This is a genomic window from Okeania sp. SIO2B9, from assembly GCF_010672505.1.
GTDB classification, from domain to species: Bacteria; Cyanobacteriota; Cyanobacteriia; order Cyanobacteriales; family Microcoleaceae; genus Okeania; species Okeania hirsuta.
In genome coordinates this window covers 1-2477 of the sequence record NZ_JAAHGK010001140.1, presented here as the reverse complement: position 1 = coordinate 2477, position 2477 = coordinate 1, and the positions used below count along the sequence as shown (strand labels likewise).

The window sequence follows — 2477 nt, the reverse complement described above, 5'->3', positions numbered from 1 at the left end:
AACTAATTTCTTCATTATCGAGTTTAATTTGAAGTTTAGCTTTTACATTATCGCTAAACTTAAGATCCGATACCAGATGATTTAAGTCTTTGTAAGGATTACTTTTTCTATTATTTAGCAGCTTTTGAATAGTTTTGTTCTTAACACTTGTTCTTTTAAAAGCAATTATTAATTTTGCTTCGTTCGCTGTATTGATATTAACAGCAGTTGAGCTTGTCGAATGTGAGGATGAAGTTGATTTTGTTTCAATAATTTTCTCTATAGTTGAACTTGTTGAATTTGGTAATTTACTTGATTTTTTATCAATAACCTTATCTACTTGAATAAATTCAATATTTTGTAACTCTAGCTTTCTTTTAAGACGTTCTGGACATGAAGGAGCAATCATAAAAGCTAAGTCCGGAGGAGTATTTTCTGAAGGGTATGGATTAAATCCTAAATCATCTAACCATCGACTAAAATCATCCAAGTGTTCAATAATCAATTTATAATTTTTAGCTTCACCAAAAGTTCTAGCTATTACTCTATTATTATCAAGCAATTCTACATAACAATCTAAGGCATGCTTTTGTCCTGTTTTTTTGCCTTGAATTACTTTTGTAGTTTCCACTGTTGATAATGTGTATACTCTCTGTTGTAAATATTTTCCCCACCTTTTTTGACATTCTGCTTTGACTAATTCACAAGCATCACCTTCAAATTTCTGCTCTTCTGCTTCGGCAAAATACCTTTCATGTATTTCTAGAACTTTTCCTGAATAATATTGACAAAATTCTCTAAAATTTTTAGCTGGTCTCAAAGGTATATTCTGAATTTCTTGCCAAGCATTATTAAAATTTTTATATCCTTTATATGCTCCTTTAATTCTTTCATCTATCTCTTGTTTAATCATCATAAATTCTTTATCAGAACCTAAACTAAGATTAATCGTTGACTTTTTGACTAAACTTTTTAATACAGAGTCTCCTTCAATTAAAGAACTGACATTATCTGATGTACCTACCAAATAAATTAGCAGAGGAATACTTCTTCTAAATTTCTGAGCAGCTTGCTTGATTAATGCTCTAAAAATTACTCTAGTTTCTTCTATTTCTTGTTGAAATTTTTCTAATGAATCTAATTCATCTGTTAGATAGACAAAAGTAAATCTGGGGTCTACTTTTGTGACTTGAGATATCACATCAAAAAATAATTCAACAAAATTTACTTCACTTGTTGCGAAAAATTTACTAAATTTTGACCTAAAAGGATTTAATTTTATCTCTTCTCTAGTTCCTGTATTTAATAATGACCCTGCATCAAATTCTTCGAGAATGTTTTTAGCAACTTCTTTTACATCTGGCAATAAATTTTGATTATGTATTAATTGCCAAAAAGTATCTCCTAAAATATAACAGTAAAGTTTAATGCTAAAATTATGACTACTACCAACTGTCCGTAAATGAGAAAGTGGAAACTGAATTACTACAGAATGTTTTTCATAATTTGACTGAGTTGTTGTTAATTCATGCAAATAAGTTAATAGGGAAGTTTTACCACTACCAAGAAATGCCGCCACAAATCTAAATGTAAAAGATCTATCATCAAAAGTATGTTTAAGATCGTCTCGAAGCAATTCCGTTATATTTGATATTGAAGAGTTACCAGATAAACTTTCAGCTGTAGTTGTAGTATCATCTTCACCCTCTTTTCCTGGTAATCTTACATCACGTTCAACCCAAATATTTTCCACATAACCTTCTCCTGGTTGAATTTGCTGTAAAAACTTTCTAATATATCTTTTTTTTCCTGCATCTTCCGGCATAATTTAGTTCACCCATTGAATTAATTCTTTATTGTTTTCTTGTACCGCAAATACTAAACCATCAGATTTCAATTGCTCAAAATATTTTTCTAGTAGCAATTCAGAAATATGATTATTTTGCCTAAACTTTTGGCAAATTTCTTTACTACGAATAGCCACAACACCTTCCAATTCTTGACGCCTCCTTTCTTCAAGGTAAAGCTTTTTAAACTTATCTACAAAAGTCTCAAAATCCATATCCTCATTTTGATAATTTATCTGATTATATTTTGCTGTTAATTTTAAACAAGCCATCAGAGCATTTAAAATTTTAGGTCCTTTGTTAGACCTAAATTTATACTCCGTTGTTTGAAGATTAAGAACTAGAGCTTTCATTCCCATCTCAGTAACTTTAATTCTCCCTCGTTTAGGAGACTCCAATAACTTCAGCTCACATAAACTCTCACAAACCTGTTTTGCATTGGGGCGGCGTTTTTTAGATAAATGATTCCTAACTGTACTTCTAGTAACAGTTCCTTCTGTTGAATAAGCAAATGTGTAAAGCAAATAAAGCAATTGTTCAGTGGAAAGCTCTGTCATTAGTTCCTCTTATAAAATTTATGGCGTTGGTGAATTAGTGTATGATATTAATCTTAATTATTTAGGAGTCAGGAGTCAGGAGGAAAGAAAGAAG

The 2477-nt window shown here is 30.4% G+C and carries 2 protein-coding genes; both read right to left on the bottom strand.

Annotation, left to right across the window (positions count from 1 at the left end):
• A partial coding sequence (locus tag F6K13_RS28225) for a hypothetical protein (RefSeq protein WP_287289160.1) occupies window positions 1–1804 on the bottom strand: 1804 nt, incomplete at its 3' end.
• A 3-nt stretch (window positions 1805–1807) separates the two neighbouring features.
• A complete protein-coding gene (locus F6K13_RS28220) occupies window positions 1808–2185 on the bottom strand; it encodes a hypothetical protein (protein ID WP_124154996.1) in 378 nt (125 codons plus the stop codon).
• Window positions 2186–2477: the final 292 nt, after the last annotated feature.

Coding starts and splice junctions, on each gene's coding strand:
- F6K13_RS28220 (WP_124154996.1), bottom strand. CDS start 2,185: ATGGGAATGAAAGCTCTAGTTCTTAATCTTCAAACAACGGAGTATAAA.